This is a genomic window from Paenisporosarcina antarctica, from assembly GCF_004367585.1.
GTDB classification, from domain to species: Bacteria; Bacillota; Bacilli; order Bacillales_A; family Planococcaceae; genus Paenisporosarcina; species Paenisporosarcina antarctica.
This window is the reverse complement of sequence record NZ_CP038015.1, coordinates 3,228,721-3,254,323: the sequence shown is the minus strand read 5'-3', so window position 1 is coordinate 3,254,323 and position 25,603 is coordinate 3,228,721. Positions and strand designations below refer to the sequence as shown.

The following is a 25,603-nucleotide window of genomic DNA, read 5'->3' as shown; positions in this document are numbered from 1 at the left end:
TGGGATAGGAGGATTTATTATGAAAGAAACTCGCGATTTTATTGAGAAACTAGGTTACCCTGCAGGAGGTACCCAAGATATACCTTCTTCTACAAAGACTTTCCCTGACGGTGCCCAGTATCGGGTTGAACTTCCAAGTGTAGAAGGACCGGCTTCTTTTGAAGCTTTAATTGAAGCATGCGAAAAATATGATGTGTATATTCATCGCATTTCTCAAGGAAGCGGAATTATGCTTTTAACTGATGAAGAGTTAAAACAAATGGCTGAAATTGGTCAAAGAGAAAATTTAGAAGTGAGTCTATTTGTAGGGCCTCGTGGTACCTATGATGTTACTTCAATGCAACATGCAAGTAGCGGGAAAATTGCTGGACTTCGTTCACAAGGTATGGATCAACTGGTCTATGCAATTGAAGATGTCAAACGCGCATGTCACTTCGGTATCCGTAGCATTCTTGTTTCAGACGAGGGGTTGTTAACGCTAGTTAATGAATTTAAAAAGGCTGGGGAGTTACCATCGGATCTTGTAGTGAAAATATCTGTTCAAATGGCACAGTCTAATCCAGTTTCAATTAAACTCATTCAAGATGCAGGAGCAGATACGTACAATGTTCCAACTGATTTAACACTAGCTAAATTATCGGAAATTCGTCAGGCAATTCATATGCCAATCGACATTTATATTGAAGCTCCAGATGACATCGGAGGATATGTGCGTCATTATGAAATCGCTGAGATTATCCGAGTCGCTGCACCGGTGTACATTAAATTTGGCTTGAGAAATTCACCAAATATTTATCCCTCTGGGACTCATCTTGAAAGTGTTTCAATTGCGTTGTGCAAAGAACGGGTTCGTCGTGCCAAAATTGGCCTTGATCTTCTTAAGCGCTATGCTCCAGACTTAAAAACATCTCAAAAAGGTGCAGAAGGCTTAGGCGTTCCTGTAGGGACAGTAGTTCATTCTTGAGATGTCATTGATATACGTATAGACTTGCAGTGATGAAAACTCACGGTAAGTGATGAGAAAAGGATGAACAACATGCCAATTATACAATCTGTAGACCGCGCTCTAAGAATACTCGATTTATTTGACGAGTACGATAAAGAACTAAAATTAACAGAAATAAATGAACGAATGGGCCTTCATAAAAGCACAGTCCATTCTCTATTAAAAACATTGCAAATGCATCATTACATTGAACAAAACCCCGAAAACGGGAAATATTGTTTGGGAATGAAGCTTTTTGAACGAGGTAACTATGTTATCCAAAGCTTAGATTTACGGACAGCAGCCAAAGAGTATCTTGTTGAGCTCTCAAAGGAAACAAAACGAACAGTCCACCTTGTTATCCTTGACGGAAAAGAAGGAATATATATCGATAAGGTGGAAAACTCAAATGCTACCGTTTTGTATTCTAAGATTGGAAGAAGGGTTCCGATTCACAGTAGTGGTGTTGGAAAAGCTCTTGTTGCATTTAAAACTCCTGATGAGCTAGAAAAGATCTTGGATGGTTATGAATACATTCAGCAAACACAAAATACGCTTACTGATAAGGGATCCTTTTTGATTGAATTGAATACGATTCGAGAGCGAGGATATGCGATTGACAATGAAGAAAATGAGCCTGGCGTTTATTGTGTAGCCATGCCAGTCCATGATTACACAGGTCAAGTAATCGCCGCTATTAGTAGTTCGACAGCTGCAAGTCAGATAACAAATCATGAATTGGAAAAAAGTGTTGAGAATTTAAAAATAACTGCTGGTAAAATATCTAAAAAATTGGGCTTTGGTTTTCAGTCTAATTAGGTAAAGGATCTTCATGATTAATAGTAGGAACAAATTTATGTGTAAATAAGAATTACGAATAACACCAACTATTAGGGGGATTTTATTATGAGGATTATTCGCTATATAAAAGAAAATGCAAAACAGCTTGCCGCTGTTACGACTGAAAATGAAGTATTCGATCTTCCATATGCAGACTTTATTTCTTTGGTTGCGGAAGCACGTAAAATTAACAAAACCGCGTTTGATATAGTCAAACAAATGGCGGATGAAGAAGTTAAACAACCATTAGAAGGTCTACAATTGACAACACCAATAGATGCTCCAGAAGTTTGGGCAGCTGGTGTGACATACAAAAAAAGCAAAGAAGCGCGCAACTATGAAGCGACACAAGGAAAGCTTGACGCTGAAACGTTCTACGACAAAGTGTATGATGCAGTGCGACCAGAAATATTCTTCAAGTCTACCGCTGCAAGAACTGTAGGACCGGATGATCCTGTTAATTTACGCTCAGATTCAAACTGGCAAATTCCAGAGCCTGAGCTTGGTCTGGTCATTGATAAAGAGGGTGAAATTCTCGGTTACACTGTTGGAAATGACATGAGTTGCCGTGATATTGAAGGAGAAAATCCACTTTACTTGCCACAGGCGAAAGTATGGAAAAACTCTTGCTCTATCGGACCATCGATTTTATTGAAAGAGGCGGTCTTAGATCCATACGAATTTACAATTATTTGCCGAATTTATCGCAATGACGAGTTGATTTTTAGTGGCGATGCGCAGGTAAATCAATTGAAACGTAAACTGGAAGAGCTCGTCCATTATTTAACGCTTGATAATCATATCTTTGATGGTACTGTCCTGCTTACAGGAACGTGTATTGTGCCACCAAATGACTTCACATTAAACGAACATGACCGTATCGAAATTGAAATTCCAGGTATCGGTATTTTAAATAATCCTGTTGTCCTAAGTGAAAAAGCCAAACAAGTAGTTTAAGGAGTGCTTAAATGAGCAAATATAAAACGCTTTATCTAAGTGAGAAAGATAGTGTTGCTGTTGCTTTGAATGAGATTCCTGAACACACTACTGTCATTGTAAAAGTCAACGAAATAGAAATCTCGGTGACAATAATTGAACCAATTAGCTTTGGGCATAAATTTGCTGTCAAAGCAATTGAGCAGGGGGCAGACATTATTAAATATGGAGAAGTAATCGGAGCGGCCGTGGTCGCGATTCAAGTTGGGGAACACGTCCATGTTCACAATTTAGAGGGCAAAAGAGGAAGAGGTGACAAGGTTGTTTAACGACAAGATGCAATTTTGGGGTTATCGCCGTGCAGATGGCCGTGTCGGTGTACGTAATCACGTATTGATATTACCCACGATTACATGTGCAACACAAACAGCACAACGAGTGACGGAATTAGTAAGTGGAACGGTCACTTTCATTCACCAACATGGCTGTGCACAAGTTGGTATCGATTACGATCAAACGTTTAGGACATATGCAGGGATGGGGATGAATCCCAATGTATACGGTGTCATCGTCCTAGGTCTTGGTTGTGAAACTCATCAGGCACATAGTGTTGCCGACGAGATTGCTAAATGCGGTAAGCCTGTGCAAACGGTATCTATACAGGACAATGGTGGAACACTTCAAACAATTGCTGAGGTGGCGAAAATCGCAGTGAAAATGGTACAAGAAGCATCAATGGTGCAACGAGAGCTATGTGATTTTAGTGAACTAATCGTTGGAACAGAATGTGGTGGGTCAGATGCATGCTCTGGTATTTCCGCAAATCCAGCAGTTGGACGCACAAGTGACTTAATCGTCAATCAAGGCGGAACGGCAATTTTAGCAGAAACGACTGAGTTAATCGGTGCAGAGCATTTGCTTGCTAACCGTGCTGCTAACGATCAGGTTGCCAAAAAAGCATATGCGGTCATTAAAATGATGGAGAATCGCTCCATCAAAATGGGCGTTGATATCCGTACAGGCAACCCAAGCCCAGGAAATATTGAAGGTGGCATCAGTTCGCTCGAAGAAAAATCTCTAGGGGCTGCGACAAAATCAGGAACGACAAGATTGGAAGAAGTCATTGATTACGCACAGGTTCCAACGAAAAAAGGGTTGGTTTGGATGGATACACCAGGCCATGATATTGAGCAATTAACTGGAATGGTTGCAGGCGGGGCGCAAGTTGTTCTCTTTACTAGTGGACGTGGAACACCAACTGGCTCACCAATTGTCCCTGTTATTAAAATTTCTACAAATACACCAATGTTTGAACGTATGAACGAAAACATGGATCTTGATGCCGGTACGATAATAGATGGTCAAGAAACGGTTGCTGAGGTTGGTAATCGTATCATGCAGGAAATTCAAGATGTATCAAACGGCAAATTGACCAAAGCGGAAATCTTGAAACAGCACGATTTTGGTATTTGGAGAATTGGCCCAACATTTTAAGAAAAAGGAGTTAACAAAACATGACAACTACAATTTCAGCAAAAACATATAGTAACTATATTAATAATGAATGGGTGGAAACTGCTTCTGGTAAAACATTTGCGAGCATTAACCCAGCCAATAAAAAAATACATGGCTATACACAAAGTTCAACAAACGAAGAATTGAACCAAGCTGTAGAAGCCGCATACAATGCCAAAAAAGGGTGGCGTAAGATTGGCCAGTCAGCCCGTGGACAACTGTTATTCAAAACAGCAAATATCTTGGAAGAGAATTTAAATGATATTGCCGAATCCATGACAAAAGAAATGGGTAAAACACTTCCAGAAGCAAAAGGAGAAACAGCACGGGGCATTGCGATTCTTCGATACTATGCGGGAGAAGGTATGCGCAAAGATGGCGATGTCATTCCGTCATCAGATAAAGATGCACTTATGTTTACGAAACGTACGCCACTTGGTGTCGTAGGAGTGATTACCCCGTGGAACTTCCCAGTTGCTATTCCTATTTGGAAAATTGCTCCTGCTCTTGTTTACGGGAACACTATTGTCTTCAAGCCTGCAAGTGAAGCTTCAGTAACAGCTTCAAAAGTAGTAGAGTGCTTTGCACAAGCAGGATTCCCTGCAGGAGTTTTTAACTTTGTTACAGGTTCAGGGTCTGTAGTTGGTCAAGGGTTAATTGACCATCCGAAATTAAATGCCATCACATTTACAGGTTCAGAGAGTGTTGGCCAAAGTGTAGCGAAATCAGCGTCAGCACGCGGGATTAAATTTCAACTTGAGATGGGCGGGAAAAACCCGGTTATCGTCACGAAAAATGCCAACATTGATCAAGCTGTAGAAGGTGTCATTAGTGGGGCGTTTCGTTCTTCAGGTCAAAAATGCACTGCTACAAGCCGCGTTATCGTTGAAGAAAAAGTATTTGATGAATTTAAACAAAAACTTATTAAGGAATCCTCAAAAATAACGATCGGCGATGGTCTAGAAGAGGGTATCTGGTTGGGACCTTGCGCAAGTGAAGGGCAGTTTAATACGTTTAAAAAATACATTAAAAAAGGGAATCAAGAAGGAGCAAATCTTGTCCATGGTGGGGAAGTACTGACAGGCGACAAATATGATAAAGGGTACTTCGTTACACCTGCAATTTTTGATGAAGTAACGACAGAGATGGACATTGCACAGGACGAAATTTTCGGTCCAGTTATTGCTCTTATTAAAGCAAGGGATCTTGAAGATGCGATTGAATTAGCAAATAACACGAAATATGGATTATCCGCTTCAATATTTACGTCAGACATTAACTCAATACTCGAATTTATTGACGAAATTGAAGTTGGCCTTGTCCGTATTAATGCGGAAAGTGCAGGTGTTGAACTTCAAGCTCCTTTCGGTGGGATGAAGGCATCAAGCTCCGGCTCACGAGAACAGGGCGAAGCAGCGAAAGACTTTTACACAGCCATCAAAACAGTCTTCATTAAAGGGTCTTAATTTAATTTAATGGAGGTTTCCGAAATGGGAATCTCCTTTTCTAAAATAAACGTCATATTTTAGAAGATGAACATACATAGAATGATTTGAAAATAGGAGGATTTTATATGAAGATCATCGCTTTTTGCGCACAAAAAGAAAAACATATTGGTGTTGTACAAGACGATAAAATCATTAGTTTAACGGTGCTTAATCCCAGTAGGTTTCCGCCGTGTATAAAAACTTTTATTGAAGGTAGTGACGATCTTAGGAAACATGCAGAACAGCTACTTGAACAGCGGAACAATGAAAATTCTGTATTTACTTTGTCAGATGTAAAAATCCTTCCGCCAATTTCTCAGCCAGAGAAAATCATTTGTGTTGGTTTAAATTATATTGACCACTGCAAAGAAACGGGTATGGAGCCACCTGCCTCTCCAGTCATTTTTTCTAAATATGCTAATGCGATTATTGGTCACAATGATGCCGTCGAAATTCCAATCAATTCAAACGAAGTTGATTTTGAAGCTGAGCTTGTAGTTGTTATCGGGAAAGAAGCGAAATGTGTGTCAGAAGAAGAGGCGAATAACCATGTATTCGGTTATACGATTATGAATGACATCAGTGCCCGTGATTTGCAATTTAACGATGGTCAGTGGTCACGTGGTAAAACTGCGGATACCTTTGCCCCAATTGGTCCTATCGTAGTGACACAAGATGAAGTAGGAGATCCACACCAGTTATCCATTTCACTTGTATTAAATGGCGAAATCATGCAGGATTCGAATACAAATAATTTAATTTTCACCGTCCCGCAAATAATATCATTTTTATCTCAATCTATGACATTGAAGCCAGGTGATTTAATTGCGACAGGAACACCACCTGGAGTAGGTATGGGAAGAAACCCGAAAGTATGGCTGAAAAACGGGGATGAGATGAATGTGAAAATTGAAAAAATTGGTACACTGACTAATTTTGTTCAAAACAGACAAACCAATTAACTAAGTCTTTACCAATTTCAATAGAAGAAAAAAAGAACATACTACAGTAAAGTGAGGCCGATGATATGTATCAAACAAATCAAAAAAACCATAAACTTGGAGAAATTCTTCAGGGAATGAATCGCGTAATTGTAGCTTTTTCAGGCGGAGTTGACAGTACATTAGTGTTGACAAGAGCAAAACAGGAATTAGGGCAGAACAACGTACTTGCGGTAGTAGTTGCTTCAGAATTATTCCGTAAAGAAGAATTTGAAGGTGCTGTCAAATTAGCAGAAAGTATAGGAGTAAACGTCTATCAGACTGAAATCAAAGAATTGGCAGATGAAAGAATAGTAGCGAATACTCCTGATAGTTGGTATTTCAGCAAGATGATGCTGTATTCTCATTTAAACGAGTTATCTAAAGAGCTGGGATATGACTATGTTCTAGACGGAATGATTATGGATGATATGGATGATTTTCGCCCAGGATTGAAAGCAAGAACCGAAGCAGGAGTTCGTAGCGTTTTACAAGAAGCTAATTTATATAAACGAGAAGTTCGCCAACTTTCAAAAGAACTAAAGTTAACAGTGTGGAATAAACCGGCATCGTGTAGTCTAGCTTCTAGAATCCCATACGGAACAAAACTTGGCATAGAAATAATTGACCAAGTTAATCGTGCGGAAAAATTCATTGTCAAACTCGGATTCGATATGGTCCGTGTACGCTATCATGATAATATTGCTCGAATTGAAGTGGCTTCTGAAGAAATTATCGAATTGTTGAAGCATCGGGATCAAATACAATTGAAGTTAACAGAACTTGGCTTTAATTATGTATCTGTTGATTTGCTTGGTTATCGTACTGGAAGTATGAACGAGGTATTATCGGAAAATAAATTTGCAGAAGTTAACTGAAAGAATATAGAGCATAAATTAAGAACTATATTATCAATTCTAAGACAGCTGGTGATGACATGGAGAAATTTGAAGATTTAGGTTTTAGTAAAGTTGATTATGATAGAGAAAAGCGTCAAGGCTTTCCCGAGGTTATTTATGGTGAAGGAAAATCAATTGAACAAATTCATTTGATTATGAGTAAGTTGATTGAAAAACATGGGAGAGTTATGGTCACGAGAGTAGACAAAGAGAAAGGTCAACTATTAATTGAAGCCTTTCCTTTATCTAAATATGATAGTGTATCAAGTATTTTATTGTATGGCGAACCAAAACAGCAGTTTGCCGGAGAAATAATGGTGTTATGTGCTGGTACTTCAGATCTATTTGTGGCAGAAGAAGCAGCTATTACAGCAGAGTGGATGGGGTGTAAGGTTAATAGATTATATGATGTTGGCGTAGCTGGAATCGACAGGTTGCTGGCATATCGTGATCAGATTACCACGGCAAGCGTACTGATTGTTGTTGCTGGAATGGAAGGGGCTTTACCAAGTGTCGTAGGTGGTTTAGTACAAAGACCTGTGATAGCCGTACCAACTTCAGTGGGGTATGGAGCACACCTGCAAGGGTTAACGCCTTTGCTAGCGATGTTATCTTCTTGTGCTTCAGGAATGAGTGTTGTCAATATAGATAACGGATTTGGTGCAGCCTATCAAGCGACGCTTATCCTTAAACTTGCTTCAGAGGGGGTAAATAATGAAATTACTATTTCTTGATTGTCAATCAGGAATCTCAGGAGATATGACTCTGTCAGCTCTGATTGATCTTGGAGCAGATATTAACTATATTAGAGAACATTTAAGGAAACTACCAATCGATCCATTTTCATTAAACATAAAAATAGTGGATAAGAAAGGGATATCATCTAAGCAGTTGGATTTACGATTTTATGTAACCGATTCTGAGGAGCAACTGAAACCTCCTTCTCATGCGCTTGAGAGGGGGCATACACACGAACATAGCCACGATCACGGGCACACCCACACTCATAACCATGGTCACGAACATTCACACGATATTGGACATCATAGTCATTCTCACCGAAAAGCTTCTACTATATTACAAATGATAGAAAACAGTGAACTTCCGTTTCGAGCAAAGGAAAGAAGTTTAGCTGTCTTCCGAGTTATTGCAGAAGCCGAGGGGAAAATACATGGGATGGATCCGGAAGAAGTACACTTTCATGAAGTGGGTGCAATGGATTCGATAATTGATGTAATCGGTGTTTGTCTTGCCCTGGAGAGTCTAGATATTGGTAGAATCGTTGCCTCACCTGTTCCTACAGGATATGGAAAAATAATGATAGCACATGGACTTTATCCGATTCCTGCCCCAGCAACCGCAGAAATATTAATTGGTGTTCCTTTAGCCGATTTTCATGTAAAAGGAGAGTTAACGACTCCAACAGGTGCTGCTTTCATTAAAGCTTTGGTAGACGAATATGGTAACATGCCTCCGCTAGCAATGGAGAAAATCGGTTATGGAGCAGGGAAAAAAGATTTTGAGCACCCAAATGTTTTAAGAGTTGTTCTATTTAATGTAGAAGAAACTCCACAACAAGAACAAATTACCATTCTTGAGTGCCAATTAGATGACTTCACTGGTGAGGCAATGGGCTTTATAATGGAAAAAGCGTTGAATCAAGGAGCTTTAGACGTTTATTTCACGCCAGTAACAATGAAAAAAAGCAGACCAGGGACGTTAATTACTATTTTAACAAAACCAGAAAATACTTTTGTATTAGAGGAACTTTTATTGCGCGAAACAAGTACATTTGGCGTTCGTAAATCTGAGTGGTCAAGACGGATTTTATCTCGGGAGTTTAAAGAGATTCAAACTGTTTATGGAAAAATAACTGTCAAAGTAGGTATGCTTGAAGGTGAAATAATAAAAATTTATCCTGAATATGAAGATGTAAAAAAAGCTGCCTATCAATATGACGTTCCATTCGTCGATGTATATTTGGTCGTTCAACAAGCTGCTAGAGAGCAAGTGATAATTTAAAGGGAAATTTTTATATAATTATGGAGTTATGTTTATGGACGAAGTGTGCCTCCTCAGGCCAACAGGATTTGGTCGCGAAGGCGTTGCCACATGAGGTGGCGTCTGTAGCCTTCGTGTGTGCGGCTGTGGGGTCACACCTGAACACACTATTCCCGTTGGAGTCGCCACCTTTCACTCTAATGATAAAAATTCTTAATAAATTTAAAGGAATAAACTTAAAATATTCGTATAATATACATATTATTTATGAACTTGACTCAGTTGATAAACAAAAAAATACCCCCAGCTATCGGAGATGAACCCGATAGCTGGGGGTATTTTCGTACAGTATTAATCTATTTCTGTTTTTGAAGTATCGGTCTTAATCTAAAGGCGAACAAGCCGGCAAGTACTGCGAGTAAGAGATCTTTAGGCAGGGGAACGGTCATCCAAGCCCAAGCCATTTTGTAGGAAAAGCCTTCTGGAGCTGAAAACCAAATTTTGTAGGCAGCGTACATCCAGTTGGTCCCAAAAAGGTAGTTAAGTGCAGTGCCAGCTAATGCGGCTACTACAAACCCAACTTTAGTTGGAAACTTTTCAACAATATAACCAGCTACGTATGCGACAAATATAAAGGAAATAATAAATCCAAAAGTCGGGCTTAAGATTGTGTCTAGACCGCCAGAAAACCTAGCAAAGACAGGCAATCCAGCCAAACCAATTAGTGCATATACAATCATGGCAATTGCACCTGTACGTTTTCCTAGTAGGAGACCAGCTAGTATGGCAAAGAATGTTTGAAGTGTAATCGGGACGCCACCGATAATTAAAAAAGAAGAAATATTGGCACCAACCATCATTAATGCTGCAAACATTGACGTTTGAACCAATAATAATGTCCGTGAATGGTTTGCTGTTCTTGCAGCAGCGGAACTAGTCATGTGAACCCTCCCGAAAATCAATATAGCAATAGTATAATAGAGAACTAAATTATATGTCAACTTATTTTTATTTTAGGTTGACGTAAATCAGAGTAAGAATATTTGAACTTGAAATTGAAAGAATCTAGAGCTATGAGGTTATTAGTTTCTTATTCTGATTAATCTCAGGTCTAGTTGCTAACGTTCTTTTTGAACTAGCCAATAAGCGATACAAAAGTAATTGATAATTACCTCCTATTTCTTTTTTTTGCATAGTATACTACCATTTTTTCAATATTTACAATAAGTTTACTAAACTAATTAGTTTTCCTGGTAAAATAGAGTTGTAATTGTTCACTTTGTAACATAAGTAATATAATACCATAATATTAAATTAAAGGGAGACTGAGTATGGAAGGAAATTCGAAACAGGAAAAAGGCAAGAAAAGCCGGAAACTAACCTTTAATATAATAATTGGTATCAGTTTATTTCTAATTATAGGTGTATGTGTATATGGATTTTCAGTTTACAGATCAGTAGCAAATACATTAAATAGTACACATGAACCATTAAATCATGAAGTTTCAAAAAACCGTGACCTAAAGATAAATTTCAGCGAGCAAGATTCTATTTCGATTTTATTACTAGGTGTTGATGAACGTGAGTCTGATCGTGGACGTTCAGATTCACTCATTTTATTGACAGTGAACCCTAAAGATCAATCTTCTAAAATGGTTAGCATTCCGCGTGATACACGTACCGAAATTGCTGGTCAAGGAAAGGAAGATAAAATTAACCACGCTTATTCGTTTGGTGGTGTAGAAACGACTATTGAAACTGTAGAAGATTTCTTAGACGTACCAATTGACTTCTATATTGAATTAAATATGGAAAGTTTTAAAGATATTGTAAATGCATTAGGGGGAGTAAAAGTAAATAATGCACATGATTTTACATATGATGGTAAGCGTTTCCCTGAAGGTCAGCTACAAATAAACGGTACAGATGCATTAAAATATTCTCGTATGCGTTCTGAAGATCCACGTGGTGACTTAGGTCGTCAAGATCGGCAACGCCTAATCATTCAAGCTGTTATTAACAAAGGAGCAAACATAAAATCTCTTGCAAATTATAATGATTTTTTAGATGTAATTGCTGAAAATGTAAGAACAAATTTAACGTTTAATGACATGAAAGACATTCAGAGTAACTACAAAGCAGCTCGTCAGAATATACAACAAGTACAAATTAATGGTGAGGGAACAGAAATCAATGGCGTCTACTATTACGTCGTATCTCAATCAGTGCGAACAGAACTTTCTTCCATGTTAAAACAGCATTTAAATGTTAACTAATTAAAACAAGATATAGGTCAATCTAAACCTATATATTGTTTTAATATGTGCTGAAAGAAAAGGATAATAAAGATGAAAAAACATCCACTGTTTATTTTTCCTAATAAAGGAAAAAACGATTCAGTGGGTGTTTTATCCATGTCTCATTATTTTGGGTTGGTCCATAGGTGAAAATAGACAGGTGGTTAATTGTTGAGAAAGATATCTGATTACATTTACAGTCGAAGGAAGAATAAAAAAACTAACTTAGATTTTGATGGCAGTCATAAACATTTTGTTTTTGAAAATAATTCAAACAAAAGATGGAGCGTAATAATAAGTGTTTTTTCACTATTAGTCATTTGTGCTCTCTTAATAACATTTTTATTAGGTTTAAGTGTGTACATTAATCCTATCTTACCCCAGTGGAAAACAATGGAGATTAATGAATTTTCAACTATTAGTCAATCTGAAAAAAGAAGTGTAGATAATTCAAAGGCTTTAAATACTACTTCAAATGAAAAATTTCTAAAAGACAACGTAATTACAAAAGATGATTTTTATGCTTTTTATGTAAATTGGGATATAAATAGTGAACGATCATTACGGCGTAATATTGATCAGATAGATGTTCTTATTCCACAATGGTTTCACTTAAATTCTGAGTTAGGGTTAGAAAGCGATATTCAAAAGGATATAGGCGATCTAGCAAAAAAGCATGATACTAAAGTTCTTCCTTTAATTAACAATACGGTTGATGGTGAGTGGAATCAAGAAATTATTCACAAATTATTGAATTCGCCTAAAGCACAGTTAAAACTAATAAAAGATCTCCATAAACAAATTGAACAGTATGGCTATCATGGAATTAACATTGATTTTGAAAATATAAAGGAAAGTGATAGAGACAAGCTATCAAACTTCATGAAGGAGCTCTATAGCACTTTTCATGCATCTGGTCTTTTGGTAACGATAGATGTACCTCCGGATAATCAGGCATTTGATTATAATAATCTTGAAAAGTATTCTGATCGTATGATTTTAATGTTATATGATGAGAGTTTCATAAATCCGGGTCCTATTGCTTCATCATCATGGTATGTAGAAAGTCTATCAAAAGCATCTAAGGAGAAGCTTATCGTCAGTCTAGGGAATTATGGATACGATTGGGATTGGGAAAGTAAGAAAGGTGGAAAAGCAGTATCCTTTGAAGAGATAATGAGAATTGCAGAAAAAGCAAACCTAAAGGTAGAGTGGGATGATATGAGTAAAAATCCTTATATTAAATATAAGGATAAAAATAAATCGCATGAACTATGGTTTTTAGACAGTGCTACTTTCCACAATCAATGGAAAATGGCTATCTCAAGTGGAGCTAAAGGGGTTGCATTATGGAGATTAGGTACTGAGGATCCATCTATATGGGATATAGTGAAAGGTCATGAAACCAATCAATTACTTGCTGTGAAGAATGGAGATATTACCTACTATTCTGGAGAAGGCAGTATTTTTCGTACTAAAACAGATCAGCATGTGGGGGAACGTAGCCTTGATTTTGATGAATCTGGTTTAATTACCGCAGAATCATATATTTCTATGCCAAAAGTATCTGAGATAGAACGTTTAAGCAAAATCTCAAAAAAAAATAAAGAGATCGTCTTAACATTTGACGACGGACCTGATCCTATATACACAAAAATTGTTTTGGACATTTTGAAAGAACATCAAATAAGGGCAACGTTCTTCATGCTTGGTAAAAATGCGAAGGTTCATCAAAGTATGGTTAAGGAAATATATAGTGAGGGTCATGAAATTGGTAATCATACATATTCCCATCCAAGTAATATTAATAAAGTATCTTATAATCAATTAAAACTGGAATTGAACACTACTCAGCGCATCATTCAAGGTATTACTGGACGTTCACCCTTATTGTACCGAACTCCCTATGGAGATGACCAGAATACATATAATGGCGATAATAAAAATATCTATGATAAATCCCATTTTCAAAGAATGATGGAGATAACTCAAATGGGATATATCACTGTTGATTACGATATTGACTCAAAGGATTGGCAGACAGACAATAGTAAAGAAATTGTTGATAATGTTATAAAAAACGCTTCTAACGGTGATATTATTTTACTTCATGATGGTGGTGGAGACAGGACTTCCACAGTTCAAGCTCTGCCTGAAATTATTGAAAAATTACAAAGTAAAGGTTTTAAATTTGTAACAGTTAGTGAACTGATGGATACAAAAAGAGAAAGCATCATGCCTAATGTTGCAAAGGTAGAAAATCCATTGATGCAGAGTATCAAAGTTGCTTTAGTCAGTGTAGCTAGTTTTAACAATATTATTTTTATTATAATTTATAGTGCATTATTTATTTTCGCTATTCGACTTCCTATACTTTTTTACTTAGCATTTAAACATAAAAAACATACTAAAATATCGAGTGTAGGACGTTCAATCAATCCACTTGTTAGTGTGGTGATCTCCGCCTACAATGAAGAGAAGGTCATAAGTAGAACTATAGATTCCGTTTTAAAAAGTAATTATGTAAATTTTGAAGTAATTGTTGTAGACGATGGTTCTATAGATCAAACCTCAGTGATTGTATCTGAGAATTTTGCTAATAGTGAAAAGGTTCATCTAATAAATAAGATGAACGGTGGAAAAGCCTCAGCAATTAATATGGGAATTAAAAAGGCAAATGGTGATATTATTATCGCTGTTGATGCAGATACCATTATTTCACCTGAAGCTATTTCGTATCTTGTTCGCCATTTCATAGATGAAAAAGTTGCTGCCGTATCTGGAAATATTAAAGTTGGAAACATGCGTAATTTATTAACAATTTGGCAGCATGTTGAGTATGTAACAGGTTTTAATTTAGAAAAACGTGCTTTTGCTTTGCTTAATTGCGTTACGGTTGTTCCAGGAGCAATCGGAGCTTGGCGTAAACAAGTTATTGAAGAGCTTGGGTATTTCACAGACGACACACTAGCAGAAGATACAGACATGTCTTTAAAGATACTATGCAAGGGATATAAAATTACCATTGATGAACAGGCATATGCTTATACGGAGGTACCAGAAAACAGTAATGATTTTCTTAAACAACGCTATAGATGGAACTTTGGAACGTTACAATGTTTTTGGAAGCATAAAAAAGCCTTTTGTGGAATTAAACAAAAATCATTAGGTTTTATTGCGCTCCCTAATATGATGTTATTTCAATTTGTATTCCCTTTGTTTGCACCATTTATAGACATTGTATTTGTTTTGGGAATGTTATCTGGGAATATAAAAAAATCATTATTGTTTTATTCATGTTACCTTCTAACTGATTTCCTTATTTGTTTATTCGCGTTCAGGTTAGAGAAGTTAAGTCTTAAACCATTAATTCCTTTGTTCTTTCAAAGAATTTTCTACCGTTACTTGTTATTATGGGTTTCTTGGAAATCTATTTTAGCTGCTCTGAAAGGGACACGGGTGGGCTGGAATAAATTAAAACGCTCTGGTAATTTAATTAGACAAGTAGTTAAAAGATAGGTTAATATAAATTAAATTTCCATCGTTTCAAAACGTATAGAAGAAACTCAATTCACACTTGGTTAACAATAATTTAAAGGACTGTTATCTTTACTGGTAACAGTCCTTTCGTATAACTAATTATTTTTGCTAGCTAAATCGGTTAGTAGAAATATATAAAGCCGGCTGAAATTGTATCTTCAGCCGACGTTTTTGTGAGGTAAGTGGGAAGTTCCAAGAATATCGTCAGGAATACAAGTAATGAGTTGTAATCATGTTCAAATCACAGCTCATTTCTTATTTCTATAGGTTATGATGCGGCACCTATACCACTAGTCAATATCTATACTACTTTTCTCGTTTTTCACACGATACGCGACATCTGGTCTGTCCGTGAAAATTCCATTTACACCGAATTTCTTAAGACTGCGCATCAAATCTTCATCATTGACGGTATAAGGGTGAACAAGCAAGCGTGCGCGGTGCATCGAATCAATAAATTTTCGATTCACCACTTCTACATTTACACCGACTCCCGAAGCATATTTAGTCAGTTCTCGAAGTTCTTTTTTTGATAGCTTGGCTTCTTTGCTAAACTTATATAGTTGTATTAATGGAATGGAAGGCTCTAAAGCAAACATTTCCTTCAGACTAGGAGCGTCAAAGGATTGAATGATCACTTTTGGAGTGGCATCATCTCGATTAAGTAAGTGATGTTCCCGAAGTTGTCGCAACAGCTCTTCTTCAATATTTGGATACTCTTCGGGTGATTTCATTTCAATGTAGTAATTAACGCTGTCACCGAAGTGAAACAAAATCTCCGACAAATCAACTACTCGTAAATCTTCTAAATTTGGTAACGTATACGCTAGATGGTTTTTATCAAACTCTTTACCTGGGAAAAGAAGTTGAATTTCGTCGAATGTGACGTCAGCTACTGCTTGTTGGGCATTGTGAAGCGTGACAACTGAATCATGTAGGGCGACAAGTTTTCCATCCTTTGTCATGCGCAAATCAATCTCTATGTAATCCGCTCCCATATGAACGGCCATCTCATAAGCAGCAAGTGTATGACCTGTTGTATAGGCTGATGCGCCGCGATGGGCGATGATGAGAAAATCATAATTCGGTAAAGAAGGACGTTCAATGGGTGGTTGTTGTGGTGGTTGTTGTGTACAACCATACATGATCAGAAGAATTGATAGGAACATCAGTTTCTTCATGTTATTCATCCTCCAAAGTGTTAATGGTTTTCTCAATAATGAATTCTGTGTTCACAATATTGTATTGGAATTATATGATTTATTACTTCAAGTTATTTCTTATACATAAAAAAGGAGGCTGAATTAAATCTTCAGCCTCCTCATTTTGTACAAGTACCTAATAGTCATTTGTTTAATCAACTTGGTAATTCTCCAATAATATTACTTAACAAGACCTATTTCATTGGGTGGCCAAAAAACAACACTAGTTTTGCCTATCATTTCATCCATCGAAATCAACCCAATAATGCGGCTGTCTTTACTATTTCGCCGATTATCCCCCATAACAAACACGTATCCTTCAGGAATGATGGTCTTTTCAGTACTTTCTTCAAGTGTGAAATCCTCTGTAAAAGTACCTTCACCTTCGCTTAAATCTTCTTTATGAGATTTTAAGTAAGGTTCATCCAGCGGTTCACCATTTATATATAACTGATCATTTTTATAGGCAACATGATCGCCTGGCAATCCAATTATTCGTTTAATGTAATCTTTATTTTCAGGTGCGTGAAATACAACGATATCATAGCGGTTTGGTTCACCTATGTAGTAGCCAATTTTATTAACAATCATCCGGTCACCATCTTTAAGAGTAGGTATCATTGATTCGCCATCTACTACGATAGGTGTAAATAAAAAGTAACGAATTAGCCCGGCAAGCGCAAATGCAACGAGTAATGCTTTTGTCCATTCCCAAAACTCGTTTTTCTCTTTTTTAGTTTGTTCCATTTTGTTTGCCTCCAATGCCTATACTTTTATTTGTTTAGTTTATTGAGCATGACGTGGTAGCGTGAGTTAGACGCAGGTTTATGTTTTGCAATGTAGGTTTGGAGCTGCTGGATAAGTTGGTTGCGTTCACGTTCAATAAGAATGATTTTTTCTTTCATGAGTTGACGTTTGAGTATTAGTGCTTCAGCGGTTGGATCAATTTTTTCAATCATCTCATATTCGGAAACTTGGCTCATCAGCCGGCCGTGTTTCGTGTTGTATTGTTCAATAGAGCGGTCGGTTTTTCGTCGATTTTTTGCTTCGAATATTTTTGAAAAGAAGGACATGGCGTGTCACCTTTCGTGTGTGTTGAATTTTGGGTAGCGGGATTTTATTTAGCGGTTTGTGTGACATTGTATGTGCAAAAACCTAGGCATCAAATTTTTTCACTTTCTTCCATTGGGAGAACATCTCATAGTTTATTAAAAGTAAAGCAATCCAAAGGAAAACATTATTAAATGCAATACCAACTGTTGATTTCCCTCCTAGTATAGTCAACAATACCATCAAGAAAAGCAGATATATAGTGGAAAGCACCTTCCACTTGAATATTTCTAAACTAGAAGGATGTATATAGCGTCTAAATAGAATGCTGAAAATACACAGAACAATAATGAGAAGAATTAGAGTCCCTTTTGGAATTGAACTAGCGAGCGGAATATTTGGAAAATAATAGAAAATCAACAATATTGTAATAGATATCAAAGCAATAAATCGAAGTATTTCATTAATTTCATAGTATGTACATCTCCTGTAGAACTATATTTTCCTCTTTAAATAAAGCTGAATTAGGTCTATATCTCCGTCAGTAATATGTTCTGAATTTTTAAATTGAATGTAGGAGTTCTAACAGTTGTTTATCATGAGATAATGTAGTCTTTTGGCCGAAATAACTCGAAATTGCACTTGTTAATGTACATCATTGGGGTAACCACCTATACAGAGAAATGTTTACATTTCACATTTATTATACAGGTAAAAATACTTTTTCTCCCAAATTAAATATTTAAAATCACTTTATTTTTGAACTTAGAAATTTGTAATTTGGTTTATAAAAAATAGAAGAGAAGAAGAGGATGTGAGCATATTGAAAAAGATGAAGTTACATTCAAAAGAGTTTAATCGTGTACTATGCAGCTAGAGGGTTTAGATATGAGTAAGGAGTTACAAGAACGAGCAATCAACTTGATCAATTCTAATAAACCCATTACAAGCCAATTAATTAAGAAACAATTCTATAATTGAAACATACGGATTGTTTATTCTCGATAATATACAATTAGTAATGAGCTCCTGAGATTTCATCTTCAGCCGTTTTTGTTGTTCAAGTAGTCAATATAATTAGTTTTTCAAAACTAATTAAATAGATCTTAACATGAGCTGTTAAAGGACATTGGAATGCATTGGCGAAGATGTGAGTATGCGTAAATATTCAAAGGAGGTTGAAAGGGATATGGAAAAAATTGTTTCGAATTTATGGTTTGATGAACAAGCTGAGGAAGCTGTGGGTTTTTATGTTTCTGTTTTTAAAGAGGCAGTGGTGAAGAATGTTTCGAGGTATGGAGAGACTGGTAGAGGTGAAAAGGGAAAAGTGATGACGATTTCTTATTCGTTGAATGGGCATGATTTTATGGCGATTAATGGGGGACCTCATTTCTCATTCACGCCGGCGGTTTCGTTTAGTATCAGTTGCGAGACACAAGCGGAAGTCGACCATTACTGGGATCAGCTTTCAGAAGGGGGAGAGCCTGGGCAATGTGGATGGCTGACGGACAAGTATGGTGTTTCGTGGCAGGTAGTTCCAAAGATATTAGGACAATTGATGCAAGATCAAAATCCGGAAAAAGCCCAACGTGTAACAACGGCAATGCTCGGAATGAAAAAGTTGGACATCGCACAGTTGAAACAGGCATAAGGTGCAAAGTATTAGGTTGGTTTGGGGGAAAGTAAGTGAATCATTTACAAAATAAAATTGCTCTTATTACTGGTGCAAGTAGTCAAAGAGATATGGGGTCGGCCATCTGCCGAAAATTAGCAAGCCATGGTATAGATATTTTCTTTACGCATTGGGGTTCTGCTCCGGATTGGTCCGAGAATTTTCAAAAAGAGATTACGGAATTAGGCGTACGCTGCGAAAGCATGGAAATTGATTTGTCTGATGCAAATGCAGCATATGAAATAAATGATACGATTGCAGGTAAATTAGGATTTCCTACAATTTTAGTTAATAATGCTGCGCATTCAACAAGTGATGGTTATATAGAGTTGGATGCTAAAACTCTCGATGATCACTATAAAGTCAATATGAGGACAACTTTTCTTCTGTGTGTAGAATTCGCTCGTCGCTATAAGGAATTGAATCTAGGGACAGGAAGAATCATTAATATGACTTCAGGCCAAGGGTTAGGTCCAATGCCTGGTGAATTAGCTTATGTTGCTACTAAAGCTGCGATTTCAGCTTTTACCGAGTCTTTGTCAGTAGAACTTGCCCCAATAGGAATTACAGTTAACGGTGTAAACCCAGGTCCCACAGATTCAACTTGGATGACAGGCGAAATAAGGGAGAATCTATTACCTAAATTTAAGATGGGGAGAATTGGGCTTCCTGAAGATGCCGCCCGACTAGTAGCTTTTCTTGCTGGCGACGATGCAAAATGGATAACTGGTCAAATTATTAATTCAGAGGGTGGGTTTTACCGCAGTTAGCCGCAGTTATCATAGAATGAAAAAAAGACTTACCCGAGGGTAAGTCTTTTTCACTAAACGAAACTTATTTGATTTTGATTAACTTTTCTATGGTGATACTTGGATCATCTGTCAAAGTGGCAGATAATATGAGGTATTTATTTACATAGCTAGAATCACTGCCAACGTTTACTGTTGCACTATTTCCTGTGACTTCAGTGATACTACCCATGGTTGGTGTAGAGTCGTCTTGATTTCTCAAACTCCATTGGACAGATTGGTCAAACACTTCTATACCATTATCAAATATTTGACTGCTATAAGATGCGCTTTGCCCAAGTTCTAAAGTTGAGTTTCCTGTAGTCGCAATAGAATAATTATGTGCCACAGGTTCCACTGAAGGAGCTACAACTGTACTTTTAATTAAAGTGACTGCAGTCTGTGCAAATAGTCTGCCATTTATCGATGCATTAGTGCCCATAGTGATATTTGTCTTACCAAGTACGATTCCTTCAAAATGTGAATTGGTACCAATCGAAACGGTTTCAGATGATTGCCAGAATATGTTCTTGGCTTGTGCTCCACCCGTTAGGATAATTTTTGTGCCATTGGCTTGAGTAATTCCTTTAGCTATTTGGAAAATAAACACATCGTTTGGTCCTCCATGGAGAGTAACATCCGAATTTATTAAAACACCGGTGCCCCATTTGTAAACACCAGCTGTAAGTGTTTGACCACTAATGTCTCCAGTATAAAGTTCTGTATAATCGGCAGCTCTGCCAGCAGCATCACTATACGCTGTTTCCATGTTACTTACCGCTGTAGTAAGGTTACTCGGAGTTGGAGAAGCATAGTCTGAAGCGTATGCCTTTCCAGTAATTTGAGTGGATTCTGAAAATTCATTAGTAGCATCAATTGTCAGAGAAAATCCAGTAATGGCTGTAGAATTAATTGGGCTAACGCCTATATTTCCAGTAATCGAAGAATTGGGCACGGTAGAAATTCCTGATTTTGACAAAATAGCAAAATTGCCAGCCATCCCTAGGTTGACTGGAGCGGGTCCAACTGATGGAGTTGCACTTATAACAGTTGAATAAGTACTTTCCTCAACTGTGTTTGCAGCAGATACTTTGAAATAATACAATGTACCATTTGTTAGTTCAGTCACATCATAAGTTGCTGTAGTTCCTGTAGCAGGAGTGCTAATTAAATTATAAGTTAAACCGTCTAGTGATTGATAAACATTATAATAGGTAGCTCCTGTAACCGACGACCAAGTTAAATTGACTTGTGAATCTCCAGAAGTAGCAACAAGGTCTGTTGGTTCTGCGAGATCTGTCGATGTTTCTGTCGGAGTAGCAGCAAATGCTAAGCTAAATGAATGTAATACCATGCTTACAACTAACAAAAGTGAGAATAAATGTTTAAATGATTTGTTTTTCAAAATAATCCCTCCAATTTTTTGGTATTTATTTATTAATAATTACTTTATTATACATTATATTCTAAAATATAGTTATTATAATAAAATTTTCTTTTTATACTTATATTCCCATAAAAAATAGATGGTAAATGAACGTAATATAATATAGATTCGAGAGTCGATTGGTTTTCTATTTAGTTGTGCTTGTCAGGCTGTGGCACAAAGTGGCTTTCTTTATCAATTTAGAAGGTAACTCGTGTTTGTCTGCCAACTTGAGGTTATTGATGTATGATAAATCTTACAAAGTGTTTTGTTAAGGGGGTAATGGGATGTTAACGATTCAATGCACGAAGAAGCTAGGGGATTATTTGAAGAAGGATTTACAGGAGAAACCACATGCCGATCAGGATTTATTCTATTCATGGCATTCGCATTTGTTCCTCCTTAATCGTAAGAAGTACATAGTCGTGATGAACAGTAAGACACGCTATCATTTTGTGTTGGGTCCATTGTTTGCCAAGGACTTGAAAGGTTTGGACGAGATGATTTGTGTTGGAATCCGGGAAAATTTGGCTACAGACGATGTGACCGCGAATCAGATTGAGCAGTATATGCAGCATGCGGAAGTGCTCAGTTATTTGAAAACGAGTGAACGCGCCATTATTGGCCAGATGAATGAGGCGATCTTGTTTATTAATTCCTGGTTTGAGCATAAAGCTACTTTAGACCTATTTAAGTTGAATCGAAAATTAAATAAGTTTGTTATGTTGAAGCTCCCGCTGACTTATTCGGGTAGGACGATGGTTAAAGAGATGGACAATCAATATTCTTGATGTTGCTGTTTAACGAATGAAGAAGGACCTTTCCACACGATTCGAGAATTTTCTGAAATACTATCATTTGTAATTTCAAAAGACCTTTTGGGAGTTCAATTGAACTGCTGAAAGGTCTTTTTTTTAATGAGATAAGAAAATATAGATTTGGTACTCCCCTTAGAACTTGTCTAGAAAAATAAGACAAATAATTTCCATATTTTATATATTCCAACTTGGAGAGGGATTTTTCCAACTTGGCGTCCAAAAATTCTAACTTGGCCCATCATTTTTCCAACGTGAGCACTAAATTTTCCAACTGACCAATCGCTCACCAGTAGTATCAATAAAAAATCCACAATTTTCAACGTGGGTTATGAAAAAGTAACGATATTTTCTTCACTTCTCGAACCTAGTGTTCATGGTGTTTTTAATATATGGAAACTAACATGCTAAAACAAAATTTATTTTTGATGTGACTCTCGTTAATTCGAATTCGTGACTTCCTTTTTAAAATCGCAAGTTTCCTCAGTGGAAGTGAATTTTGTTCAGTGATCTATCTTTTTTTAGTAATGAATTAGACATAAAAAATAGTCCACTAAATATGGGTGTGGGTACTTTGGTTTTAGTAGATAGGATGATTTTTTATATTTATTTTTAAACAGGGGAATGATTGTAGTGAAAGGCGGCGAGAAAACATGTGCTCCTGCGGTTACTCGTCGCAAGGATATTGGACGAATTACAGTTCGTCCAATATCTTTCCAGCGGGAAAAGCGAGTCTAGTGAGACCCCGCAGGAGCTTGCGACGAGGAGGCTCACGGACCGCCCGCGGAAAGCGTCCGACTGTAACGGAAATCAAGGTTATTACTATAAGAAATATCCTTTTAAACTGATAATTAAATTATCGGTTCTTTCTTAAATACCTGGAAAACTTTACCTGTGTTTTCTTAAACATAAACCAAAACAAATTCCAATTAAAATTCACTAAATATTTATTAAATTCAAAAAACTATTGATATTTGTATAGTTAAGTGTTTTAATTATGGAAAGATTCCACTTGTCACATATGTGACAAGCGGAAGAATAGGTGGGATATTTCGTGAATGTTGAAAAGATTACTACAAAGAAAGTGTCTCAAACGGTTGCAGAAGAAATTGAAAAGCTAATTGAAAAGGGATCGTTTAAGGCTGGGGAGATGCTGCCATCAGTTCGTGAGCTTTGTGATTTGTTTGGGGTTGGACGTTCTTCTGTAAGAGATGCAATCACAACACTAAGTGGAAAAGGAATCGTGTACGTGAAGCAGGGAGAAGGAACGTATATTTGTGAGTTTGATCCGTCAAAATTATTTAACTATCATCTATTGCTTCCAAGCTCTAAAGAAATCATCGAGCTATTTCAAGTAAGAAAAATTTTAGAAACTGGAATAGCTGAAAAATCTGCAATTCACAGATCGGAGCAGGATTTGCTGAAGATGGAGGAGTGTATTTACAACCAATCAGTGAATAAATGGGAATCTGATTACCAATTTCATATGGCGATGGCTAAATCTACAGGTAATGAAATTTTAATACAGTTCATGCAATTTATCTCTGCCACGACCAAAAAAGCAATGATTGATTTTCATCAATACATACAGAAAAACCCTGACACGGTTAAACAGATAGATAACCAACATCTTCAAATCTATGAAGCAATTAAAGAAAGAGAATCGGCTAAAGCACATAGGATGATGAGCGAACATTTGAATTTTGTTGAAGAGGAGATGTTGCAAAGCCACATTTTGCAACAGTCATCGCGTAAATAGGAAAGAATGTCAGTTAAACGAATGTTAGTAGAATATAAAGAACGAGCGTTTGCTATGAAAAAACAAGTGGAGGTGTTTGTATTTTGAACGTTACAGATCTTTTAACAGACTTGAAATCAATTATTTCTGAGGAACAAATTAAAGGTGGAGAAGATGTAAATCATCCACTTGGTAACGGGGGGCAGGTTACCGTTTATCCAACTTCAGAAGAAGAGATTGCGGCTATCTTAAAGTACGCCAACACTCATGGGAAAAAAATATCAGTGATGGGTGGAGGAACGAAAAGAGGATTTGGTGGCTTAACTGAATCTGCTGATATCCTTCTCTCAATGGTCAATCATAAAGGAATTGTCGAGCATGAAGTAGGTGACATGACCCTGACCGTCAAGGCCGGAACACCCTTTAAACAACTGCAAGAATACTTAGCGATCCACAAGCAACAAATATCACTAGATCCTGCGTGGCCTGAGTTTGCCACGATTGGAGGAATCATTGTAGCAAATGAAAGCGGTCCCAAACGGCTTGGATATGGTTCTTCCCGGGATGTAGTAATTGGACTTAGAAATATATATCCAGATGGCAGTATCATTCGTTCAGGTGGTAAAGTCGTGAAAAATGTTGCTGGTTATGATATGAACAAAATTTTTATCGGTGCAATGGGAACACTTGGAGTTGTTTCAGAGGTAACTGTAAAGCTTCGTCCGCTCGCAAAATTTGAAAGTCTTATTCTACTATATTTCCCAAAAGGAAATCTTGATGAGATCAGAACATTTTCAAAAAGTCTATTAGATTCAACGATGGAACCAGTCACTCTAGAACTATTAAGCCCTTCTTTAGCAGAAAAGCTAACTGGTCAATTTACTTATACATTAGCAATGAGTTTTGAGGATGTTGAAAGTTCGGTCCATTATCAAGAAGAATTTGTCAAAAGTATGCAGCCTTCCGATACAAATATGAGCATTCTTTCCCAACAACAAGCCCACATATTTTGGAATCAGTTTTACACAATCTGTCCAAACGGTGCCGACGTACTTTCAGGAAAGAAAATTGAGGCAGCTTTGAAAATTGGGGTAGTTAACTTCGATGTTCTTCAGGTGATAAAAGAAAGCGAGCTCTTAAAGAATCCTTTCGATTTAATGGTGGAGGCGCATGGGGGACTTGGTCATGGATTATGCCAAGTAAATCTAATAGGTTCTAGCGATGATATCGTACTAGCCATTCATCACCTACGAGAAGTTGTTACTAAGCTTGGTGGTTACGTGGTTGTGAAGCATTTGCCTTTAACTCTCCGTCAGAAAGTGGATGTTTGGGGGGATAAACCTTCCTATTTGTTTTTACTAGAAGGAATTAAATCAAAGGTTGATCCAAACAAGATTCTTAATCCTAAACGATTCGTTGGAGGGATATAAAA

General features: G+C 37.0%; 22 protein-coding genes. 17 read left to right on the top strand and 5 right to left on the bottom strand.

What is annotated here, in order from left to right; all coding sequences use genetic code 11:
• The first annotated feature begins 19 nt into the window (after positions 1-19).
• The 10 genes from E2636_RS15570 (at position 20) to larC (ending at position 9,664) form a co-directional block, all read left to right on the top strand.
• Positions 20-964, top strand: a complete 945-nt coding sequence (locus E2636_RS15570) for a U32 family peptidase (RefSeq protein WP_134211027.1) — start codon at positions 20-22, stop codon at positions 962-964.
• A 72-nt stretch (positions 965-1,036) separates the two neighbouring features.
• On the top strand, positions 1,037-1,804 hold the full coding sequence (locus tag E2636_RS15565; protein ID WP_134211026.1) for an IclR family transcriptional regulator: 768 nt from the start codon (positions 1,037-1,039) through the stop codon (positions 1,802-1,804).
• Between the two features lie 87 nt (positions 1,805-1,891).
• Positions 1,892-2,782: a fumarylacetoacetate hydrolase family protein gene (locus tag E2636_RS15560; protein ID WP_134211025.1), complete on the top strand. Its 891-nt coding sequence runs from the start codon at positions 1,892-1,894 to the stop codon at positions 2,780-2,782.
• An 11-nt stretch (positions 2,783-2,793) separates the two neighbouring features.
• Positions 2,794-3,090, top strand: a complete 297-nt coding sequence (locus tag E2636_RS15555) for a UxaA family hydrolase (RefSeq protein WP_134211024.1) — start codon at positions 2,794-2,796, stop codon at positions 3,088-3,090.
• Positions 3,091-3,097: 7 nt separating this feature from the next.
• Positions 3,098-4,255, top strand: a complete 1,158-nt coding sequence (locus tag E2636_RS15550; RefSeq protein ID WP_134211833.1) for a UxaA family hydrolase — start codon at positions 3,098-3,100, stop codon at positions 4,253-4,255.
• Positions 4,256-4,275: 20 nt separating this feature from the next.
• Positions 4,276-5,742 carry an alpha-ketoglutaric semialdehyde dehydrogenase GucD gene (gene gucD, locus E2636_RS15545; RefSeq protein WP_134211023.1) on the top strand — a complete coding sequence of 489 codons (1,467 nt, stop codon included), beginning with the start codon at positions 4,276-4,278 and terminating at the stop codon, positions 5,740-5,742.
• Positions 5,743-5,849: 107 nt separating this feature from the next.
• Positions 5,850-6,725 carry a fumarylacetoacetate hydrolase family protein gene (locus E2636_RS15540; protein ID WP_134211022.1) on the top strand — a complete coding sequence of 292 codons (876 nt, stop codon included), beginning with the start codon at positions 5,850-5,852 and terminating at the stop codon, positions 6,723-6,725.
• Positions 6,726-6,790: 65 nt separating this feature from the next.
• The gene (gene larE, locus E2636_RS15535; RefSeq protein WP_134211021.1) at positions 6,791-7,621 is read left to right on the top strand and encodes an ATP-dependent sacrificial sulfur transferase LarE; all 831 of its coding nucleotides are present in this window, start codon (positions 6,791-6,793) and stop codon (positions 7,619-7,621) included.
• 59 nt (positions 7,622-7,680) lie between these two features.
• Entirely contained in the window at positions 7,681-8,376 is a 696-nt protein-coding gene (larB, locus tag E2636_RS15530) for a nickel pincer cofactor biosynthesis protein LarB (protein ID WP_134211020.1), read from the top strand.
• Positions 8,357-9,664 (top strand): nickel pincer cofactor biosynthesis protein LarC, encoded by a 1,308-nt coding sequence (gene larC, locus E2636_RS15525; protein ID WP_134211019.1) that lies wholly within the window; start codon positions 8,357-8,359, stop codon positions 9,662-9,664. The genes larB and larC overlap by 20 nt, the downstream gene beginning before the upstream one ends.
• A 335-nt stretch (positions 9,665-9,999) precedes the next feature.
• Here the strand turns inward: larC and E2636_RS15520 are convergent, their stop codons facing one another.
• Positions 10,000-10,584 carry a biotin transporter BioY gene (locus E2636_RS15520; protein ID WP_134211018.1) on the bottom strand — a complete coding sequence of 195 codons (585 nt, stop codon included), beginning with the start codon at positions 10,582-10,584 and terminating at the stop codon, positions 10,000-10,002.
• A gap of 390 nt (positions 10,585-10,974) precedes the next feature.
• On the opposite strand from E2636_RS15520, the gene tagU reads away from it, so the two are divergent.
• On the top strand, positions 10,975-11,919 hold the full coding sequence (gene tagU, locus E2636_RS15515; protein WP_134211017.1) for a polyisoprenyl-teichoic acid--peptidoglycan teichoic acid transferase TagU: 945 nt from the start codon (positions 10,975-10,977) through the stop codon (positions 11,917-11,919).
• A 192-nt stretch (positions 11,920-12,111) separates the two neighbouring features.
• Positions 12,112-15,459, top strand: coding sequence for a trifunctional glycoside hydrolase family 18/polysaccharide deacetylase/glycosyltransferase family 2 protein (locus tag E2636_RS15510; RefSeq protein WP_134211016.1), 3,348 nt, complete (start codon positions 12,112-12,114; stop codon positions 15,457-15,459).
• 311 nt (positions 15,460-15,770) lie between these two features.
• Here the strand turns inward: E2636_RS15510 and E2636_RS15505 are convergent, their stop codons facing one another.
• From E2636_RS15505 to E2636_RS15495, 3 genes are all read right to left on the bottom strand, one after another.
• On the bottom strand, positions 15,771-16,661 hold the full coding sequence (locus E2636_RS15505; RefSeq protein WP_134211015.1) for a glycerophosphodiester phosphodiesterase family protein: 891 nt from the start codon (positions 16,659-16,661) through the stop codon (positions 15,771-15,773).
• 201 nt (positions 16,662-16,862) lie between these two features.
• Positions 16,863-17,429, bottom strand: a complete 567-nt coding sequence (gene lepB, locus E2636_RS15500; protein ID WP_134211014.1) for a signal peptidase I — start codon at positions 17,427-17,429, stop codon at positions 16,863-16,865.
• Positions 17,430-17,455: 26 nt separating this feature from the next.
• Complete coding sequence (locus E2636_RS15495) at positions 17,456-17,755, bottom strand: hypothetical protein (protein WP_134211013.1); 300 nt, start codon at positions 17,753-17,755, stop codon at positions 17,456-17,458.
• A 1,133-nt stretch (positions 17,756-18,888) separates the two neighbouring features.
• Between E2636_RS15495 and E2636_RS15485 the strand changes: the two genes are divergently transcribed.
• Positions 18,889-19,383: a VOC family protein gene (locus E2636_RS15485; protein ID WP_243840672.1), complete on the top strand. Its 495-nt coding sequence runs from the start codon at positions 18,889-18,891 to the stop codon at positions 19,381-19,383.
• A 35-nt stretch (positions 19,384-19,418) separates the two neighbouring features.
• The gene (locus E2636_RS15480) at positions 19,419-20,174 is read left to right on the top strand and encodes an SDR family oxidoreductase (protein ID WP_134211011.1); all 756 of its coding nucleotides are present in this window, start codon (positions 19,419-19,421) and stop codon (positions 20,172-20,174) included.
• A 64-nt stretch (positions 20,175-20,238) separates the two neighbouring features.
• On the opposite strand, the gene E2636_RS15475 is transcribed toward E2636_RS15480, so the two are convergent.
• On the bottom strand, positions 20,239-21,597 hold the full coding sequence (locus E2636_RS15475; RefSeq protein WP_134211010.1) for an ice-binding family protein: 1,359 nt from the start codon (positions 21,595-21,597) through the stop codon (positions 20,239-20,241).
• A gap of 308 nt (positions 21,598-21,905) precedes the next feature.
• On the opposite strand from E2636_RS15475, the gene E2636_RS15470 reads away from it, so the two are divergent.
• The 3 genes from E2636_RS15470 (at position 21,906) to E2636_RS15460 (ending at position 25,601) form a co-directional block, all read left to right on the top strand.
• Entirely contained in the window at positions 21,906-22,409 is a 504-nt protein-coding gene (locus E2636_RS15470; protein WP_134211009.1) for a DUF6933 domain-containing protein, read from the top strand.
• Between the two features lie 1,078 nt (positions 22,410-23,487).
• Complete coding sequence (locus E2636_RS15465; RefSeq protein ID WP_134211008.1) at positions 23,488-24,192, top strand: FadR/GntR family transcriptional regulator; 705 nt, start codon at positions 23,488-23,490, stop codon at positions 24,190-24,192.
• Positions 24,193-24,272: 80 nt separating this feature from the next.
• Positions 24,273-25,601, top strand: a complete 1,329-nt coding sequence (locus tag E2636_RS15460; RefSeq protein WP_134211007.1) for an FAD-binding oxidoreductase — start codon at positions 24,273-24,275, stop codon at positions 25,599-25,601.
• Positions 25,602-25,603: the final 2 nt, after the last annotated feature.